15 protein-coding genes and 1 tRNA gene are annotated in these 17620 nt (G+C 72.6%); 9 read left to right on the top strand and 7 right to left on the bottom strand.

The window, feature by feature from the left end; genetic code table 11:
- Positions 1–4 precede the first annotated feature (4 nt).
- Positions 5–904 (top strand): 1,4-dihydroxy-6-naphtoate synthase, encoded by a 900-nt coding sequence (locus tag FRAEUI1C_RS00495; RefSeq protein WP_013421309.1) that lies wholly within the window; start codon positions 5–7, stop codon positions 902–904.
- Positions 905–917: 13 nt separating this feature from the next.
- Here FRAEUI1C_RS00495 and FRAEUI1C_RS00490 read toward each other — a convergent pair whose 3' ends face one another.
- From FRAEUI1C_RS00490 to FRAEUI1C_RS00475, 4 genes are all read right to left on the bottom strand, one after another.
- On the bottom strand, positions 918–1313 hold the full coding sequence (locus FRAEUI1C_RS00490; protein WP_013421308.1) for a cold-shock protein: 396 nt from the start codon (positions 1311–1313) through the stop codon (positions 918–920).
- Positions 1314–1640: 327 nt separating this feature from the next.
- Positions 1641–3056 (bottom strand): ATP-dependent sacrificial sulfur transferase LarE, encoded by a 1416-nt coding sequence (larE, locus tag FRAEUI1C_RS00485; protein WP_013421307.1) that lies wholly within the window; start codon positions 3054–3056, stop codon positions 1641–1643.
- Positions 3057–3149: 93 nt separating this feature from the next.
- A complete protein-coding gene (locus tag FRAEUI1C_RS00480) occupies positions 3150–4919 on the bottom strand; it encodes a serine/threonine-protein kinase (RefSeq protein ID WP_013421306.1) in 1770 nt (589 codons plus the stop codon).
- 209 nt (positions 4920–5128) lie between these two features.
- On the bottom strand, positions 5129–5332 hold the full coding sequence (locus tag FRAEUI1C_RS00475; protein ID WP_013421305.1) for a hypothetical protein: 204 nt from the start codon (positions 5330–5332) through the stop codon (positions 5129–5131).
- A gap of 72 nt (positions 5333–5404) precedes the next feature.
- Here FRAEUI1C_RS00475 and FRAEUI1C_RS00470 point away from each other — a divergent pair, with 72 nt between their 5' ends.
- Positions 5405–6283: an Fpg/Nei family DNA glycosylase gene (locus tag FRAEUI1C_RS00470; protein ID WP_013421304.1), complete on the top strand. Its 879-nt coding sequence runs from the start codon at positions 5405–5407 to the stop codon at positions 6281–6283.
- 37 nt (positions 6284–6320) lie between these two features.
- Here FRAEUI1C_RS00470 and FRAEUI1C_RS00465 read toward each other — a convergent pair whose 3' ends face one another.
- A complete protein-coding gene (locus FRAEUI1C_RS00465) occupies positions 6321–6671 on the bottom strand; it encodes a rhodanese-like domain-containing protein (RefSeq protein WP_041258624.1) in 351 nt (116 codons plus the stop codon).
- Between the two features lie 76 nt (positions 6672–6747).
- On the bottom strand, positions 6748–7410 hold the full coding sequence (locus FRAEUI1C_RS00460; RefSeq protein ID WP_013421302.1) for a TetR/AcrR family transcriptional regulator: 663 nt from the start codon (positions 7408–7410) through the stop codon (positions 6748–6750).
- A 264-nt stretch (positions 7411–7674) separates the two neighbouring features.
- Between FRAEUI1C_RS00460 and FRAEUI1C_RS00455 the strand changes: the two genes are divergently transcribed.
- A complete protein-coding gene (locus FRAEUI1C_RS00455; protein ID WP_013421301.1) occupies positions 7675–8421 on the top strand; it encodes an HNH endonuclease family protein in 747 nt (248 codons plus the stop codon).
- Positions 8422–8599: 178 nt separating this feature from the next.
- Here FRAEUI1C_RS00455 and FRAEUI1C_RS00450 read toward each other — a convergent pair.
- A tRNA-Leu gene (locus tag FRAEUI1C_RS00450) sits at positions 8600–8682 on the bottom strand.
- Positions 8683–9109: 427 nt separating this feature from the next.
- Between FRAEUI1C_RS00450 and FRAEUI1C_RS35780 the strand changes: the two genes are divergently transcribed.
- Genes FRAEUI1C_RS35780 through FRAEUI1C_RS00420 form a run of 6 tightly spaced genes read left to right on the top strand, consistent with a single transcriptional unit; the run spans position 9110 to position 17619 of the window.
- The gene (locus FRAEUI1C_RS35780; protein WP_013421300.1) at positions 9110–10942 is read left to right on the top strand and encodes an FhaA domain-containing protein; all 1833 of its coding nucleotides are present in this window, start codon (positions 9110–9112) and stop codon (positions 10940–10942) included.
- 6 nt (positions 10943–10948) lie between these two features.
- Positions 10949–11509, top strand: coding sequence for an FHA domain-containing protein FhaB/FipA (locus FRAEUI1C_RS00440; protein ID WP_013421299.1), 561 nt, complete (start codon positions 10949–10951; stop codon positions 11507–11509).
- Positions 11506–12864: a PP2C family protein-serine/threonine phosphatase gene (locus FRAEUI1C_RS00435; protein WP_013421298.1), complete on the top strand. Its 1359-nt coding sequence runs from the start codon at positions 11506–11508 to the stop codon at positions 12862–12864. The genes FRAEUI1C_RS00440 and FRAEUI1C_RS00435 overlap by 4 nt, the downstream gene beginning before the upstream one ends.
- Positions 12861–14348: an FtsW/RodA/SpoVE family cell cycle protein gene (locus FRAEUI1C_RS00430; RefSeq protein ID WP_013421297.1), complete on the top strand. Its 1488-nt coding sequence runs from the start codon at positions 12861–12863 to the stop codon at positions 14346–14348. The genes FRAEUI1C_RS00435 and FRAEUI1C_RS00430 overlap by 4 nt, the downstream gene beginning before the upstream one ends.
- The gene (locus FRAEUI1C_RS00425; protein ID WP_013421296.1) at positions 14345–15808 is read left to right on the top strand and encodes a peptidoglycan D,D-transpeptidase FtsI family protein; all 1464 of its coding nucleotides are present in this window, start codon (positions 14345–14347) and stop codon (positions 15806–15808) included. Before FRAEUI1C_RS00430 ends, FRAEUI1C_RS00425 begins: the two co-directional genes overlap by 4 nt.
- A complete protein-coding gene (locus FRAEUI1C_RS00420; RefSeq protein ID WP_013421295.1) occupies positions 15805–17619 on the top strand; it encodes a serine/threonine-protein kinase in 1815 nt (604 codons plus the stop codon). The genes FRAEUI1C_RS00425 and FRAEUI1C_RS00420 overlap by 4 nt, the downstream gene beginning before the upstream one ends.
- The last annotated feature ends 1 nt before the right edge of the window (position 17620 follow it).

Genomic DNA, 17620 nt, shown 5'->3' with positions numbered 1-17620 from the left:
GACGATGTCCCAGGTGACGGCGGCCAGCGAGGCGGACCAGCGCGAGCGGACGGGCCTCACGCTGGCGATTTCGCCCTGCCCGAACGACACGTTCGCCTTCCACGCGCTCGCGCACGGCCTGGTGCCCGGGGTACCGCCCGTGTCGGTCACGTTCGCCGACATCGACGTGCTCAACGCCCGTGCGGCCGACGGCCTGGACGACCTGGTCAAGGTCTCGTACGCGGCCCTGCCGTGGTTGCTCGACGGCTACCGGCTGCTGCCGGCCGGCGGAGCGCTGGGACGCGGCTGCGGCCCCCTGGTACTCATGTCCGCCGGCGGTCCCACCGCCGCGGGCGCCCAGGGAGACGCGGCGGTGCTGCGGGGGGCCCGGGTGGCGATCCCCGGGACCCGGACCACCGCCTACCTGCTGTTCCGGCTGTGGGCGGCGGGCATCGACGTCGCGACGATCGACGTGCTGCCATTCGAGAAGATCATGCCGGCAGTCCAGGCCGGCCGGTACGACGCCGGGCTGGTGATCCACGAGTCCCGGTTCACCTACCCGTCCTACGGGCTGGTGTCCGTCGCCGACCTGGGCGACTGGTGGGAGGGCGCGACCGGCCTGCCGATCCCGCTCGGCGCGATCCTGGCCCGCCGGGACCTGCCCGCGGAGTCCGGCGATCTGGCCGCGGCCGTGCGGGCCAGCGTGGCGGCCGCCTTCGCCAACCCGGCGGCCTCCGCGGCCTGGGTGCTCGAACACTCCCAGGAGCTGGCGCCCGAGGTCGTCCAGGCGCACATCGACCTGTACGTCAACGACTTCAGCCTCGACCTCGGCGACGAGGGCTACGCCGCGGCCGAGGAGCTCCTGGCCCGGGCCGCCGCCGAGAACCTGGTCCCCCCGCTCCCCAGCCCGCTCCGCCAGCCCTAGCCCTGACGAGCGCTTAGGCCTCGAGCTCGCTGGCCACCGCGTGGACGACCTTGGCCACCCGCTGGGCGATGCGACGGTCGGGGTAGCGGCCACGGCGAAGGTCACGCTGGACGTCATCCAGCACCTTGATCATGTCCTCGACCATGGCGTGCAGCTCGTCGGGGCTGCGCCGGGCGGCTTCTCTGACGGCCTTCGCCACGGAGGGCGGCTCGGCCAGGATGCGCAGGGAGAGCGCCTGGTCGCCCTTGCGGCCGGCTGCGACGCCGAACTCGACCCGGTCGCCCGCGCGCAGCTTCTCGACCCCGGCCGGCAACGCGGCCTTGTGGACGAAGACATCCCCGCCGTCGTCGCGGGAGAGGAAGCCGAACCCCTTGTCGACGTCATACCACTTGACCTTGCCGGTGGGCACGGGCGACCTCGTTCTTAGCGCGACGGGAGCTACGACGCTTTCTCCCCCACCGTCGGGCGCCCGTCGATCCGGCTCCCGGTCGTCCACTCCGCCGCCAATCGGTGGGATCCCTGGCGGCAAAGAAGGCGCGACCATGTCTGGCTGGCCGCGCCCTCACGCCGGTCACGCCGGCCTGGAAAGCAGGCTGGTGCGACCGACAAACGACGGTCCTCAGGCTATCCGGCCGGCGCCCGTCAGGCGCAGGATTCCACCGCCGCAGGGGCGGACCACACAGGCTCCGCGCCAGGCGAGCCCCGGCGAAGCCCGGTGTTCACCCAGGTCCAGGGCTTAGAGCAGCTCGTTCATGGAACCCGACCGGAAGCCACGCGGATCCACCTCGATGAGGTCGAAGCCGGTGACGGCGGAGGTCAGATCGGGCCGGGCGGTGAGCGTCGGCACGAGCTCGGCGTCGACCTCGATCCGGGCCCGGTCACCCAGGTCACGCACGCGCAGGTCCCGGCAGGGCAGCTCCGCGTCGGCCAACGCCAGCCGCAGTGCCTGCTCGGCGTGCTCGACCCGGGCGAGCCGACTGGGCGTCACCTCGATGCCGTAGGCGATCCGGCTGGCCAGACAGGCGGCGGCCGGCTTGTCGGCGGTGACCAGGCCAAGCCGGCGGGAGGCCGCCCGGACCTGCCGCTTGGTCAGCCCGGCGTCGAGCAGGGGGGTGGCCGCGCCCCGCTCGGCGGCGGCCCGGATGCCGGGACGGAACCCGGCGACGGCGTCGTCCGCGTTCGTCCCGGTGACGACGTGGGCCAGGCCCAGGTCGGCGGCCAGCGGGCCGAGCGTCTCGGTCAGCTCCGCCTTGCAGAAGTAGCAGCGGTCCGCGCCGTTGGCGAGGTAGCCCGGCCGGGACTGCTCGTCGGTGCTGGGCAGCACGTGGCGCACGCCGAGCGCCGCGACGAACGCGCGGGCGGCGTCGAGCTCGGCGGCCGGCAGGGACGGGGAGACCGCGGTCGCGGCGACGACCGCGCCGGGCCCGAGCGTCCTGGCCGCCCAGGCGAGCAGGAAGGCCGAGTCGGCGCCGCCGGAGAAGGCGACGAGCACCGAGCCCAGCTCGGTCAGCCGGGTGCTCAGCGCCGCCAGCCGCCGGTCGAGGACCGCGCCCGCGAGCCAGTCGGGGAAGTCCGCGAGCCCGCCGAGCACGACGTCCGCGCCGGCGGCCGACAGGGCGTCCGCGTCGTGCGACCCGGTGGTCAGCCCGACGGACAGCGCCCCGCCGGCCCGCGCGCCGCGCATGTCGCCCTCGTGGTCGCCGACGTAGATGTGCACGCCGTGCTCGCGGATCGCGTCCCCCTTGGCCGCGGCCCAGAGCCAGCCGACGACGACGTCCGGCTCGATCCCGATCGCCGCCAGGCTGGCGCGGGCGAGCCATTCGGCCTTCGCCGTCACCACGACCACCCGGCCGCCTTCCCGCCGGACCGCCTCGACGGCCCGCGCCGCCCCCGGCATCGCCTCCGACACCGGCACGGCGTGGTCGACGTACAGCTCGCGGTAGAGCGTCGCGGCGCCGGCTACCTCGTCGGCCGGGAACCAGTTCGCGAGCTCCTGCTCCAGCGGCGGGCCCAGCCGGCTCGCGGCCAGCTCGCCGTCGATCGGGACGCCGGTGCGGGCGGCGATCTCCGCGTAGGTCGCGACGATGCCCCGTCGCGCATCCAACAGCGTGAGATCCAGGTCGAAGCCGACGACAAGCGGAGCGGAACTCATCCGAGCTGACACGACCCGAGCGTAACGACCGGGTTTCCGCGCTGGCCATCGGACGGCGCCGGCGCGGTCGGCGTCACGGCGAGCGGGCCGACGTCAGCCCTCGACCGGGATCTGGGCACCCTGGCCGATCAGGCCGTCGTGCAGTTCCAGGCGCGTCGGGCCGGTGTCGACCGGAATGTCGAAGATCAGCGTTCCACTGACCTGGGCATTCGGCTGGATCTTGTTCCACAGCGAGTCGAACGGGTAGTACAGCCGGGTTTCCAGCGCCGAGTAGGCCTCGTGCCGGCCGCCGTTCTGGTCGTACATGAACTGCTGGTTGGCGACCAGCGTCCGCGACGAGCTTCCGACGTTCCGAACGTTGATCTTGACGAGGCAGTACTGGCCGTCCGGTTTGCGCGGGATGATGCCGATCTTCTGCACACCGCAGCGCAGGCTCTGGATCTGGAACTGGAGCGAGCCGTCGGTGTAGACGCGGCTGTTCGGCCCGGTCGCCGTCGGCGTCGGGGTCCTCGACGGCGGGACGGAGCTGCCCGGCTCGGACGAGTCGCCCGGGTTGAGCGCGATCAGGGTGATCGCCAGTGCGCCCAGAATGATCAAAATGATCGTCAGCCACAGCCCGAGCCTGCTGCCGCCGGGCCTGCGGCCGCCCGCGCGCAGTGGCATACCGGACCGGGCCTGGCCCGGGTAGCCCGCACCGCCGGGGCGCACTCCGGCCGCCGGGGTCGACGGCCGCCGGGGTGGCACGATGCCGCCGGGCGCCTCGCCGGGCCGCTGGTACCGCGCCGACGCCTGCCGGGGGTCGTAGCCGGGGCCGCCGGGCTGCCCCGCGCCCTCGACCTGCGCGGTCGCGGCGCCGTAGCCGGGAGGTGCCACCCGCGTGCGCGGCAACCCGCTGGAGGGATCCGGCCCGGTCAGGGCGACCACCGCCGGGCTCGCCATCACCTCGGCCCGGTCGGCGGCCAGCCCGAGCAACTCCTCGCCGGGAGGCACTCCCGGCTCGCCGGTGTGACCGCGTTCGATGAGGGCCAGGAGCAGGTCGCGGGCGGTCGGCCGGGCGGCTGGGTCCTTGGCCAGCGCGGCGTCGATCAGGTCTCGCAGCGGAGGAACCAGGCCGGTCAGGTCCGGCGCGGCCGAGACCGTCCGGTAGGCGAGGTCGATGTCCTTGCCCTCGCCGAACGGGTGCTGCCCGGTCCCGGCGTAGGCCATGAGGATGCCCCACGTGAAGATGTCCGCCGCCGGCCCGATCGGCTGCCCGTTGATCTGCTCGGGCGCCATCCAGCCGGCGGAGCCGAACCCCCAGGACGTCGGCTTGGCCGTGGAGCCGTGGGCCACCGCCTGGGCGATCCCGAAGTCGATCACCCGCGGCCCGGACAGCGACAGCAGCACGTTGCTCGGCTTGAGGTCGCGATGCACCAGCCCGGCGCGGTGGATCGCGGTGAGCGCGGTCGCGACGCCGACCGCGAGCCCGGTCAGGGTCGACGGCGTGAGCGGGCCGCCCCGGGCGATCGCCTGGTCCAGGCGCAGGCCGTCGATGAACTCGGTCACCAGGTAGGGCGCGGCCGCGTCCGGATCGGCGTCGAGCACCTCGGCCGTGCAGAACGGCGCCACGCGGCGCGCGGCCGCCACCTCCTGCCGGAACCGGCGGCGGAACTCCTCGTCCGCGGCCAGGTCCGGCCGGATGACCTTCACCGCCACCAACCGGCCGCGCTCGCCCCGGCCCAGGTAGACCGTCCCCATGCCTCCGGTGCCCAGGCGGCTCAGCAACGGGTAGGGCCCGACCCGGCGGGGGTCGTGCGCCGCGAGCGGGTCACCCGACAGCCCGGAGGCCGGGCGCCGCTCCGCGCCCGCCACGTCCTCCGTCACCCGCGCCCCCTGGTCCCCCGTCCGATGCCCCGGTCACTCGTAGCCGCAGTCTCCCCCAACACCGGGGCGCCGCGCTGCCCGCGTTCGGCTCGCCGAGGCCCCATTCCGCCACATGCCAGCACTTACCCCGCAGCCTGGCGCCGAATGCGGGGCAATCATCCCCTTTGTCGGCCATCAGACCGGTCGCGGCGGCTGGCGGGGCACGACGGTCAGGCCGCGGCCGAGGGCGCCTGGTCCCCCGGTTCATCGGGTGGCCGGGGCGGCAGGAAGGAGACCCGGCGGCCGCAGGCCTCGCAGACCGCCTCCTGGGCACCCGGCTCCTCGTCGGATTCGGCGAAATATGTCAGCGGCACCGTGCCGGTACACCAGGGGCAACTGATCCACGGCCCGTCGACGGCGCCGCCATTTGTCATGGATTCACGATGACATGCCGGCTTCCCAGGTCGGGGATGGCCACGGCGGCCCGGACCGGCAAGACTGAGGGCATGCCGGAGCTGCCCGAGATGGAGGCGCTCGCGAGCGTGCTGCGCGACCGCGCGGTCGGCAAGGTCGTCACGAGGGCCGAGCCGGTCGCCATCAACGCACTGCGCACCGTCTCGCCTGGCCCGGCCGACCTGGTCGGCGCGACCCTGGTCGACGCCACGCGGCACGGCAAGTTCCTCGACCTCGTCTTCGCCGGCACCGGCGGCGAGCGGCTCGACCTCGTCGCGCACCTGTCCAGGGCCGGCTGGCTGCGCTGGAAGGACAGCCAGCCGACGACGCCCGGCCGCGGCGGGCGCGGTGGCCTCGCCTGGCGGCTGGTGTTCGACGACGGGTCCGGCTTCGACCTCACCGAGGCCGGCACCCAGAAGCGGCTGGCCGTCTACCTGGTGCGCGACCCGGCCGAGGTGCCCGGTGTGGCCCGGCTGGGCATCGACCCGCTGGACCCCGCCTTCACCGTCGAGGCGCTGGCCGCCTTGCTCACCGCCGCCGGGCGCAGCCAGGTCAAGGGCGTACTGACCGACCAGTCGGTCCTCGCCGGGGTCGGCAACGCCTACTCGGACGAGGTGCTGTGGGCGGCCAGGCTGTCCCCGTTCGCCCCGTCCAGCGGCCTGTCCGGCGATCAGGTCGCCGCCCTGCACGAAGCCCTGGTGGGAACGCTGCGAGCGGCCGTCGAGGCGGCCGGCGGGCTGGGCGCCGCCGACCTGAAGGCGGAGAAGAAGGCCAACCTGGCCGTGCACGCGCGGACCGGCGAGGCCTGTCCGCGCTGCGGCGACACCGTCCGCCAGGTCTCGTTCGCGGACCGCAGCCTGCAGTACTGCCCTACCTGCCAGACCGGCGGCCGGCTACTCGCCGACCGCCGCCTGTCCCGCCTGCTGAAGTAGGGCTCGACTCAGCGTTCGACCGGGCCGGCCGCGGGCGTCAGAGGACGAACGGGGCGCCCGCGCTGTCGGCGGTCATCGGACGGCCGCCGGCAGCCCAGGCCATCATGCCTCCGGCCAGGTTGTACGCGTCCCAGCCGCCCTTGGTCAGATAGCCGGTTACCATGCCCGACCGGTTGCCGGACCGGCAGACCGCGATGACGCGGGCCGATCGCGGGACCTCGTCGAGGCGGCTGACCAGGTCGCCCATCGGGATGTGTGTGGCGCCGTCGATGTGACCGGCGGCCCACTCGTCCGGCTCCCGGACGTCGAGCAGGAACAGCTTGTCGTCGCCCGTAGGTTCGGCGGGAATGTCCGCCACCGTAACGGTCGGCACCTGATCGGGACCCATGCCAGCCATCGTGCCACCTCCGCGGCCCGCCGCACCTCTCGGCACCCGGGTTTCCGCCCAGGCCACCACCGGGCTGTCAGGGTTCGATCGCCGAGCTCGCCAGGGCGCGCAGCGTCATCGGCGGGCCGTCGAGCGAGGTGTTGTGCTCGCTGGGCCGCAGCGAGTCCAGCAACAGGTCGATGTACCGGCGCCAGGTCTGCCCCACGGGCGCGTCGGTCAGCTCCAGCACGACCCGCACCGCGCGCAGCAGCACGATCAGGTCGGCCAGCACCGCGTCCGCGCGGATCAGCCCGGCCTCCTGCGCGTCGGTGAACATCAGCCCCAGCAACGGGACGACGTCGTCGAACACGAGCGCGGAGGTCCGGCCCGTCCACAGCCGCCGGGAGACGAAGGCCCACCGGCAGGCGTCGTCCGAGATCGACGTCATCAGGAACTCGCGCAGCGCTCGACCCGGCGGGGAGGTCTCGCGGGCGATGACCGCGAGCTCGCGGACCCGCCCGACCGCCGCGGCCAGTGTCTCCTCGACGAGCGCGTCCTTGTTCGGGAAACGGCGGTAGAGCGTCCCCATCCCGACGCCGGCGCGGCGGGCGATCTCGTCGACGCCTACAGCGAGGCCATGCGCGACGAACAGCTCTCGGGCCGCGCACAGGATGCGTTCACGATTGCGTTCCGCGTCGCGCCGCAACGGTCGCGGTACCGACGCGGCGACGCCGACGACCTGGGGACCCCCCGAACTCATGCGGCAACTGTAAAGGGCCCCTATAAGCCCAATCATCCGTTCTGATAGCACCGCCCCCGATGAGCTGTCGGCGCGCCATTCGCTCGATGGTCCTTGCGAGTCAACGCGGCCGGCGCACGTACCGGCCGGTCGAAAACCCGATATGCGCCCATCTGTGGCACGATCGGGCGCCGGGCCGCCATCACCGAGCGACAAAACCGCTCGTATCGGCCTGGGCTCCGGCAGACTCGCCGCTAACGAACGGACGTGGGACAGGTGGGGGACATGGGCACGTGGGTCGCGGGGCGGCTCGCCGCAGTCGTGGCAGCGGCAGCGACAGTGGCGGTGCTGGCATCGGGGTGCAACGGGGTTTCGACGGCGCTCAGCGACACCTCGACGGCCAGTCCGTCGGGTGCGCTGCCGAGCGGGTTCGCGGCGAACGGTTCGGACGTCGGCGCCGACGGCTCCGCGCTCGCGGCGCTGGGCACGCTGAAGATCGCGCCGCTCGCCACGTCGCCGAAGTACGACCGTGACGCGTTCGGCACAGCCTGGAAGGACGTCGACCACAACGGCTGCGACACCCGCAACGACGTCCTGCACCGGGACCTGCACTCGGTGACGGTTCGCACGACCGACAACTGCATCGTCCTGACCGGCGAGCTGAACGACCCGTACACGAACAGGATCATCCGGTTCAACCGCGGCAAGGACTCCGCGGCGGTGCAGATCGACCACGTCGTCCCACTGGGCGACGCCTGGCGCACCGGTGCCTACGCCTTCCCCGAGTCCGAGCGCGAGGCGATAGCCAACGACCCCGAGAACCTCCTCGCCGTCGACGGACCGACGAACGTCAAGAAGAGCGACAGCGACGCCAGTGAATGGCTCCCGCCGGCCGTGGGTTACCGGTGCACCTACGTCGCGCGGCAGATCGGCATCAAGGCCCGCTATCACCTCTGGGTGACCCAGGCCGAGGCCGACGCCATGCGCACCGTGCTCTCGTCCTGCGCCTCCCAGCCCGAACTCGGCGGCTGACGGGCCACGCCAAACGCGCACTCATACGCCGTGGCCGCCGAACGGGGGTAACCGCGGCCACGGCGTATGAGTGGACCGAGCCGCCATGCCCTGAGGCGACCGGCGGACCAATGGCCGCACAAAAGAAAAAGCTGGGAGCCGACGATTCAAGGCTCCCAGCCAGATATTCGCTTACGAGTGGGCGAGGGGGGAGTTGAACCCCCACGTCCTTTCGGACACACGGACCTGAACCGTGCGCGTCTGCCATTCCGCCACTCGCCCGAGTGGTCTTGCCCGCTACGTTACGCTTTCTTGCCAATCACTGTCACACCAGCCAGCCACCGACAGCGTGGCCTGCGCCTCAATACTTCCCAGCCCACATCTCATCAGCACGACGGGCCAACTACCACATGAACTTAGGTTCACGCCAAGTTCGGGTGGCGCGGCCTTTGTCTGGTGCGCAGCCACGGTACCACGTCCGCATGGGTGGATGGCGCCGGGGTAGGTCGGGTCTGACGGGTGCCGTGGCGCCCCTGAGGGGACAGGACGCGGGCACCGGCGAGAGGAGGCCGGTGGGATGCGCGCCCCGCCTCGAAGGTTGCGCGGCGCGGCTTGTCCGTGAGGTGACGAGCCTGGTCACGCCCGGTGGTCGGGGGCGACGAGGGCGGCCGTCATACGATCTCACGTAGCGGGAGGAGGGAGGTCGGCCATGGGTGTGCTGCAGCGATTCGAACGCCGCCTGGGCGGCCTCGTCGAGGGCGCGTTCGCGAAGGTCTTCAAGGGCGGCGTCGAGCCGGTGGAGATCGCGGGGGCGCTCGCCCGGGAGGCCGACGACAGGCGGGCGATCAGCTCCAACCGGGTGCTGGTGCCGAACGAGTTCGCCGTGGAGCTGGCCAGCCCGGACTACAACCGCCTGTCGCCCTACAGCCGGGCCCTGTGTGACGAGCTGGCCGAGATGGTCCGCGAGCATGCGGCCGAGCAGCGGTACACGTTCGTCGGGCCGGTGAGCATCCGGCTGTCCGAGGCGCCGGACCTGGACGTCGGCGTGTTCCGGATTCGCAGCAGCGTGGCGTCGGCGGAGGGGATGGTGGCGACGCCGCAGCGGCGTGGGTCGCGAGCCGCGCCGGGTGTGCCCCGACTGCTGATCACGAACAAGGAGGCCCCGCCCGGCCGGGAGCGGGAGTACGAGCTCACCGCCGAGTCGACCCTGATCGGCCGCAGCGTGGAGTGCGACATCCGGCTGACGGACACCGGGGTCTCCCGCCGCCACGGCGAGATCCGTCGGATGCCGGATGGCAACTGGCTCTACGTGGACGCGGGCTCGACGAACGGCAGCATCGTGAACGGGCGGCCGGCGACGCAGGTCAAGCTCGTCAACGGGGACCTGATCGAGCTTGGCGCCGCCCTGGTCACCTTCCAGCGCGACGACGGCCGAGGCGGTCGAGACAGCCGCGAACCGGGCCGGCTCGGGGTCGAGCCGCCGGAGCCGTTCGGCCGTCCGAACGACCGTGAGCCCGGCGGTGGTCCGGACGCCTTCCGCGGCGGGCGCGGCGTGGACCGGGACGGCCGTCTCGACCCCCGTGACCGCCTGGAACCGCGCGACCGCCTGGAACCGCGCGACCGCCCAGGGCCGCGCGGCGACCAGTACCGGGACAGGCCGGATGGCCCGGTCAGGCCCGACCGGCCAGCCGGCAACCGCCCGGACGAGCCGTTCAACGACCGCTCCGGCGCCCGCGGTGAGCCCTACCGCGACCGGCCGCCCGGCCCGGCCCGAGCTGACCGGCCGGACCGGCTCGGCGCCCGCCCGGACGAGCCGTTCAACGACCGCTCCGGAGCCCGCGGGGAGCCGTACCGCGACCGCCAGGCGGGGCCGGCTCGGGCCGACCGGCCCCGGGCAGACGAGCCGTTCGACGACCGCTCGGGGCCGCGCGGCGAGGTCTTCCGGGACCGCTCCGGAGCCCGGGGCGAGCCGTACCGGGACGGACCCAACGGCCGGCCCGCCCGCCCGGGCCCACCACGCCCGGAGCCGCAGCGCGACGAGCGACCGCGCCACGACCCACAGCGCAAGGACTCACCCCGCCCTGGGCCGCCGCGCGAGCCCGCTCAGCCCGAGGGCCCTCGTCCCCTGGGCGCCCGGCGCCCGGCGCCGGCGGACGACCGGTCGGGCCCCCGCGGCGCCCGCCCGCGTGACGAGGCCTACGGCGGCCCGTCGAGTGCTCGGAACGAGCCAAACCGGGACGGCCCGGCCCGGCTCCCGCGGGACGGGCGGGATGCCCGGGATGCCCGGCCCCGTCAGGATGGCGACAGCGATGAGTACGCTGGCCAAGGTCGCGGCTATGGTCGCCGTGGCGACGGGAGTGGGCCGCACCCGGCCGGGGCCCGCCGTGCCGGTGGCCGCGACGCTGGCGGCCGCGATGGCCGCCCGCCGGAAGAGATCTACGATGCCGAGACAGTCCTGCCCAGCCGGGCGCCTGGTCGTCCTCGGTCCGACGACCCTCGCCGCCGGCCGGGCCCGCCCCCGCCGAGCGACCGGAGCTGGTAAAGCCTGATGGACCCGTCCCAGCCGAACGAGCTCGTCCTGTTGCTGGTGAAAATCGGCTACCTGGCGTTGCTCTGGACGTTCGTGCTGCTGGTCGTCCGCGCGATCCGCGCGGATCTGCTCGAACCCGCCCGGCGACGGGTGCAGCGGCGGGGCACTCCGGTCCGGGCGGGCGGCGGCGGTGGGGACGCCGTGGCGCGGCCTCGCGGTCATCAGCAGCCGGCTCAACCACCGGCGGGCCTACCGGCACCGGCGCCACCGAACGCACCCAATGCATACCCGCCAAGCAAGGTCGTGGTCACAAAGGGTCCGCTAGCGGGCACTGTCATCCCACTAACCGGCGAACCGATCACCATCGGACGGGCTCCGGACTCGACGTTGGTTCTTGACGATGACTTCGCGTCCGGCCGGCATGCGAGACTCGTCCCTCACGACGGGCGCTGGTTCGTCGAAGATCTCAACTCGACCAACGGAACCTTTCTCGAACACACGAAAGTGACCACGCCCATGCCGGTATCCCTCGGCGCGCCGGTCAGGATCGGCAAGACGGTCCTGGAGCTCCGCCGGTGAGCCTGCGGCTTCACTATGCGATCCGCTCGGACGTTGGCCACGTCCGAGAAGGAAACGAGGACTCGGCGTATGCCGGTCCCTACCTGCTAGCCGTCGCCGACGGTATGGGTGGTCACGCGGCGGGTGAGGTGGCAAGCTCGACGGTCATCGCCGCGCTGGCCGACCTGGACACCGAGATCGACGCCGACGAACTGGTGGAGGCGCTCGTCTCCGCCATGCACGACGCCAACGCGAACCTGCGGGCGATGTCGGCCCGCGACGGGTCACTCGACGGGATGGGCACCACTGTCACCGCCGTGCTGGCCTCGGGTGACCAGTTCGGAGTGCTGCATGTCGGCGACTCCCGCTGCTACCTGTTGCGCGACGAGGTCCTGAGCCAGATCACGCACGATCACACCCTCGTGCAGGACCTGGTCGACCAGGGACGGATCACCCCGGAGCAGGCGAACTCGCATCCTCAGCGCTCGCTGCTGATGCGGGCCCTCGACGGCCGGGAGGTCGACCCTGACCTCTCGCTGCGCCAGGCCAGGGTCGGCGACCGCTACCTGTTGTGCAGCGACGGCCTGTCCGGCGTCGTCAGCGGGGAGACGATCCTTGAGGCGCTGCTGGGAACGAGCCCGCAGGACGCCGTCGACCGTCTGATCGAGCTGGCGCTCAAGGGCGGCGGTCCGGACAACATCACGGTCGTCGTCGCGGACGTCGTCGACGACGAGGAGTCGGCGCAGTCCGCCATGGTGGCCGGTGCGGCCGCCGAGAAGGAGAGCGTTCCGGGCGCCACGCCGGCCCGGGTCGGCCCCAACCCGCGCAACCCGGACAGCGACTCGGCCGCCGCCCGAGCCGCCCGGATCGGCCGGGCCTCCCGGGGTGGGCTCTCACCCGAGGACTTCGCCGACGGCGCGACCCCTGGCCGGGGCCGCCGCCGGTTCGTCTTCGTCGGCGCGACCGTCGCGGTGCTGATCGTCGTCACCGCGATCGCCAGCTGGGCGTGGGTGCGCAGCCAGTACTACGTCGGCGTCCACGACAACAAGGTCGCGATCTTCCAGGGGGTGCAGAGCCTCGACGCACTGTCGAGCGTGCACGCGACCTTCATGCCGATCTCCGAGGTGGCCGAGCCGGACCAGAGCGCGGTCCGGTCCGGTCTGCACGCCGATGACCTCGCCGACGCGCAGAAGAAGGTGAGCAACCTGCGGACCGTCCCGGCCAGCGGGTCCACCTCGAAGCCGACCACGACTCCGACGGCGACCCCGACCAACAAGAGCACGCTGCCCGGCACAGCGGCCTCGATCGCCGCCTGTGCGACGTCCGACCCGGCGGCAGCCCTCAACTGCGTGAGCCTGACGTCCCCGTCCCCATGACCCTGCCGCCGCTGCGCCGGCCACGCCCCGCGGACCTCACGGCCACCTTCGCCGGATTCCCACTGCCACCAGGGCTCGAGATCCCGCCGTACCGTCGGCGCGAGCTCGGCCTGCTGGTGTTCGCGGGAGTTCTGGCGACCGGTGCGCTGGCCGCGCTGATGCTGGCGCACAACGGCACGTTGACCTTCCAGGTCGCTACCTACGGGCTTGGGTTCTTCGCGCTGTGGGGCCTGGGGCACCTGGCCGTCCGCTGGTTCGCCCCGGCGGCCGATCCGATGCTGCTGCCGCTGGTCGCGGCGCTCAACGGCATCGGCCTCGTGATGATCTATCGGATCGACCTGGCCAGGGCGGACGCACAGCGCGCCGCGCACAAGACGGTCACCGCCGGGGCCGCCCAGACCCAGCTGGTCTGGACCCTTCTCGCGATCATCGTGTTCGTGCTGGTCCTCGCGATCGTCCGCGACCACACCACGCTCACCCGCTACACCTACACCGCGGGCCTCGCCGGCATCCTGTTCCTGATCCTGCCGGCGGTCCCCGGCATCGGCGCGTCCATCAACGGAGCCCGGCTGTGGCTACGGGTCGGGCCGTTCTCGTTCCAGCCGAGCGAGGTCTCGAAGATCCTGCTCATGATCTTCTTCGCGGGCTACCTGAGCCGGATGCGCGACGTCATCTCCGTCGCCTCGCCGACGTTCCTGGGCCTGAAGCTGCCGCGGCCACGGGACCTGGGGCCCGTACTGGTCGCCTGGGCGGCGAGCCTCGGCGTCCTCGTCATCGAGAACGACCTGGGCTCGTCGCTGCTGCTGTTCGCGATCTTCCTGGTGATTCTCTACACGGCCACCGAGCAGGTCTCCTGGGTCGCGATCGGCCTGGCGCTGTTCTGCTGCGGCGCGCTGCTCGCGGACCACCTGTTCTCGCACGTCCAGGTCCGGGTCGACGGCTGGCTGCACGCGTTCGACGGCTCCAACCCGAGCGGCAAGTCCTACCAGCTCGTCCAGGGCCTGTACGGCTTCGCCGCCGGCGGGATCACCGGGACGGGACTGGGCCAGGGCAACCCGCGCAAGGTGCCGTTCTCGAACACGGACTTCATCATGGCCAGCCTCGGCGAGGAGCTCGGCCTGACCGGCGTCATGGCGATCCTGGTCATGTACGCGCTGATCGTGATGCGTGGGCTGCGGGCGGCCATCGGCGCCCGTGACCCGTTCGGCAAGCTGCTGGCGACCGGCCTGTCGGCGTCGCTGGCCTTCCAGGTCTTCGTGCAGGTCGGTGGTGTGATGCGGCTGATCCCGCTGACCGGCATCACCTTGCCGTTCGTCTCCTATGGCGGTTCCTCGATCGTCGCCAACGCGGCGATCATCGCGCTGCTGCTGCGGATCAGCGACAGCACCATCCGCAGCCCGCGGGAGGAGGCCGCGCCGGCGCCGCTCTACGACCCGGACGCGGTCGCCGGGGCGCGGACACAGGTCGTGGTGAAGAGCCCGTGAACCGGCCGATCCGGAAGGTCACGATCGTGTGCGCCGTGCTGTTCGCGGCGCTGCTGGTCAACGCGAACTGGGTGCAGGTCGGCGACCAGCACTCGCTCAAGCAGGAACCGACGAACACCAGGGAGATCGCGGCCCGGCTGGACCGGCAGCGCGGCGGCCTGCTCGCCGGCCCGGCCAACGACCGGGTGACGATGGCGTCCTCGACGCCCGTCGACGACGAGTTCAAGTACCTGCGCCAGTACTCGGACGGCCGGCTGTACGAGCCGATCACCGGGTATTTCACGCTGTACAGCGCCACCGGGCTGGAGCACACCGAGAACCTGTTCCTCAACGGCGACGACGACCGGCTGCTGGCCAGCCGGGTCAGCGCGCTGCTGTCCGGCTCTGGCCGCAAGGGCGGCTACGTGCTGACCACGATCGACCCGAAGATCCAGCAGGCCGCCTCGGCCGCTCTCAACGGGCGCAAGGGCGCCGTCGTCGCGATGGACCCGCGCACCGGCGCGATCCTCGCGATGGTGACCGCTCCGACGTACGACCCGAACGACCTGGCCGGCCACAACCCGGACCAGGTGCAGAAGAACTACGACGCGCTGAACGCGGACACCAACCAGCCGCTGCTGAACCGGGCCACCCAGCAGACCTATCCGCCCGGCTCCACCTTCAAGCTGATCACCGCCGCCGCCGCGCTGTCGACCGGGCAGTACGACATCAATTCGGTGCTCCCGGCGCCGGACCGGCTCAAGCTCCCGCAGAGCAACACCGAGCTGCCGAACTTCGGTGGTGAACGCTGTGGCAACGGGCAGACCGACACGATGATCCACGCACTGACGATCTCCTGTAACACCGCGTTCGCCTCGCTCGGCATGCAGGTCGGCGGGGACAAGCTGCGCGCGCAGGCGCAGGCGTTCGGGTTCAACACGACGATCGACGGCTTCGAGCTGCCCGAGGCGAAGAGCGTCTTCCCCTCGTCGCTCGACCAGGCGCAGACCGCGCAGTCGGCGATCGGCCAGTTCGACGACCGGGTCACTCCGCTGCAGATGGCACAGGTGGTGTCGGCCATCGCCAACCACGGGCGGATGATGAAGCCGTACCTCGTCGACGAGCTCGAAGGACCGGACCTCAAGCAGATCTCCAAGACCCAGCCGAAGGAGCTTGGACAGCCCATCTCGTCCTCGGTAGCCGATGAGCTGACGACCATGATGAAATCCGTCGTCACGTCCGGCACCGGTACCAAGGCACGAATCAGCGGCGTGTCGGTGGCCGGCAAGACAGGCACCGCCGAACATGGGACGAACGAGCCGCCGCACGCCTGGTTCGTCGGGTTCGCCCCAGCCGAAAACCCAAGCATCGCCGTCGCGGTCGTGGTCGAGGACGGCGGCGGAGAATCCGGGACCGGCGGTTCCGTCGCGGCCCCGATCGCGCAGAAGGTCATGCAGATCGCATTGGACGTTCAAGGATGAACAACCCGTCCGGGCAGCCAGCCCACCAGCCAGCCCAGCCGTTCGCCGGTGCTGTTCCGGCGAACACCGTTCTCGACAACCGCTACCGCCTCGACGGCCGGATAGCCACCGGCGGCATGGGCGAGGTCTGGCGCGGCGTCGACCAGACGCTGGGCCGACCGGTCGCCGTCAAGCTGCTGCGCCCGGAGTACGCCAGCGACGAGTCGTTCCTGGTGCGCTTCCGTGGCGAGGCACGGCACGCCGCCCGCCTCTCGCACCCGGGCATCGCCTCGGTCTACGACTACGGCGAGGTCGCCACCGTCGACGACCACCCGACCGCCTACCTGGTGATGGAGCTGGTCGAGGGCGAGCCGCTGTCGGCCGTCCTGCACCGGGAGAAGCGGCTGTCGCCCGAGCGGATGCTCGACATCCTCGGCCAGGCGGCGGACGCGCTGCAGGCCGCCCACGCCCTGAACATCGTGCACCGGGACATCAAGCCGGGCAACCTGCTGATCCGCCACGACGGCGTCGTCAAGGTCACCGACTTCGGCATCGCGCGGGCCGTCGACGCGGCCCCGCTGACCGCCACCGGAATCATGATGGGCACTGCCTACTACGTGTCGCCGGAGCAGGCCTCGGGCCGCCCGGTCACCCCGGCGAGCGACGTCTACTCGCTGGGCGTCGTCGCCTACGAATGCCTGGCCGGCCGCCGGCCGTTCGACGACCGCAACCCCATCGTCGTCGTCATGGCGCACCAGCAGGACAACCCTCCGCCGCTGCCGGGCGATGTGCCCCATCAGGTCCGGCAGCTCGTCGAGCAGGCGATGGCGAAGAACCCAAACCGGCGGCCGCCGTCGGCCGGTGGGTTCGCGCGCAGCGCCGCTGCCATCCAGCGCGAGCTGTTCTCGCCGGAACCACGCTGGGCGGCCGGAGCCGGCGGCGTCAGCCCCGACATGACGGCCCGCCATCCCGGCCCGGCCGGCCCGCCGCCGCGCGGGCGCACCCGAGCGGCGTCCTGGCTCGCCGACGGCCCGGCCGGCGTTCCCGCGGCCGGCGGCACGAGCACGCCAGGCAGCGCCGCCGCGCGTGGCGGCTACCCCGGCAGCGCGGGAGCCTCGGCCGCGCCGGGCGCCAACTACCCCGGTCAGAACCCCGGTGGCCGTGGCGGGCCGGCGACCAGCTACCAGCAGGGCGCGACGGGCTACCCGCCGGCCCAGCCCGGCGGCACCGGGTACCAGTCGCCGGCCGGCCAGACCGGCTACCAGGCGGGCGGCGGCTTCGCCAACCGCGCCGACGGAGCCACCGGCTACCAGCCCGGAGCCACGGGCTACCAGGCCGGAGGCACGGGCTACCAGCAGGGAGCGAACGGCTACCAGCCCGGCGCGACCGGCTACCAGCCGGGCGCCACCGGGTACCAGCCCGAGCAGGCCGGCTACCAGCCGGCGCCCACGGCCTACCAGCCCACGCCGACCTCCTACCAGCCGGCCGGCGGCGGGTGGGCCGACGAGCAGGGCGACGAGACCAGCCTGGCCGCCGCGCACCTCGCGCCGGCCGGCGATCTGGACGAGCCGGCCGGCTGGCAGCCCGGCACCCGCGCCGCCCGCCGAGCCGGATCCACCCGCGCGGGAGCGGCCGCGGGCCGCAGACGGCGGCTTAGCCTGCCTGTCCTGCTGGTGCTCCTGGCCATCACAGTGGTCGTCTGCGCCTTGATCACCCGGTCACTCGCCGGTTCGGGTGGTTCGAACCATGCGGCGTCCTCCGTCACACAGGCGGTGACGACCGGTACCCGCGGTGGTGGGATCGTGGTCGTGGAGGCGAACGCGGGTGACTGAC

The sequence above is a fragment of the Pseudofrankia inefficax genome, from assembly GCF_000166135.1.
In the GTDB taxonomy this organism is placed as follows: domain Bacteria; phylum Actinomycetota; class Actinomycetes; order Frankiales; family Frankiaceae; genus Pseudofrankia; species Pseudofrankia inefficax.
The sequence above is the reverse complement of the archived record's forward strand: the minus strand, read 5'-3'. Positions and strand labels throughout refer to the sequence as shown.

Bases quoted from the DNA above. Each gene is read 5' to 3' on its own strand.
- FRAEUI1C_RS00465 (WP_041258624.1), bottom strand. From the start codon at position 6,671: ATGGGTCCCGATCAGGTGCCGACCGTTACGGTGGCGGACATTCCCGCC.
- FRAEUI1C_RS00460 (WP_013421302.1), bottom strand. From the start codon at position 7,410: ATGAGTTCGGGGGGTCCCCAGGTCGTCGGCGTCGCCGCGTCGGTACCG.
- larE (WP_013421307.1), bottom strand. From the start codon at position 3,056: ATGAGTTCCGCTCCGCTTGTCGTCGGCTTCGACCTGGATCTCACGCTG.
- FRAEUI1C_RS00470 (WP_013421304.1), top strand. From the start codon at position 5,405: ATGCCGGAGCTGCCCGAGATGGAGGCGCTCGCGAGCGTGCTGCGCGAC.
- FRAEUI1C_RS00430 (WP_013421297.1), top strand. From the start codon at position 12,861: ATGACCCTGCCGCCGCTGCGCCGGCCACGCCCCGCGGACCTCACGGCC.
- FRAEUI1C_RS00475 (WP_013421305.1), bottom strand. From the start codon at position 5,332: ATGACAAATGGCGGCGCCGTCGACGGGCCGTGGATCAGTTGCCCCTGG.
- FRAEUI1C_RS00420 (WP_013421295.1), top strand. From the start codon at position 15,805: ATGAACAACCCGTCCGGGCAGCCAGCCCACCAGCCAGCCCAGCCGTTC.
- FRAEUI1C_RS00455 (WP_013421301.1), top strand. From the start codon at position 7,675: ATGGGCACGTGGGTCGCGGGGCGGCTCGCCGCAGTCGTGGCAGCGGCA.
- FRAEUI1C_RS00495 (WP_013421309.1), top strand. From the start codon at position 5: ATGTCCCAGGTGACGGCGGCCAGCGAGGCGGACCAGCGCGAGCGGACG.
- FRAEUI1C_RS00440 (WP_013421299.1), top strand. From the start codon at position 10,949: ATGGACCCGTCCCAGCCGAACGAGCTCGTCCTGTTGCTGGTGAAAATC.
- FRAEUI1C_RS35780 (WP_013421300.1), top strand. From the start codon at position 9,110: ATGGGTGTGCTGCAGCGATTCGAACGCCGCCTGGGCGGCCTCGTCGAG.